The organism is Psychrobacter sp. TB20-MNA-CIBAN-0197 (assembly GCF_040309765.1).
In the GTDB taxonomy this organism is placed as follows: domain Bacteria; phylum Pseudomonadota; class Gammaproteobacteria; order Pseudomonadales; family Moraxellaceae; genus Psychrobacter; species Psychrobacter submarinus.
In genome coordinates this window covers 1-267 of sequence record NZ_JBEOPC010000691.1, presented here as the reverse complement: position 1 = coordinate 267, position 267 = coordinate 1, and the positions used below count along the sequence as shown (strand labels likewise).

Sequence of the window (267 nt, the reverse complement as noted above, 5' to 3'; positions counted from 1 at the left end):
GTGCAGCCCCGCGTGACGGAAGTCGTTGCGGCGTTCGCGGTCGATCCGGTAGTCGATCGTCACGCCGTGCGCGTCGGTCAGCATCACGCAGTAGTCGGCGACGCGGATCATGTCGTGCAGCCGCGTCAGGCACTGGCCCGACGCGCGCAGGAAGGCTTCCTCCTTGTCGCGCACTTCGCGCAGTTCGGCCGCGGTCAGCACGCGCGGGCCGATCGACGAAGCGGGGTCGAGACGGTAGCGCTCCAGCGATCGTTGCCACGACGACAC

General features: G+C 68.9%; 1 protein-coding gene. It reads right to left on the bottom strand.

What is annotated here, in order from left to right; translation table 11 throughout:
- Window positions 1-267, bottom strand: a 267-nt coding sequence (locus AAEY83_RS15560) for a hypothetical protein (protein ID WP_351060376.1), incomplete at both ends; no start/stop codon positions are given.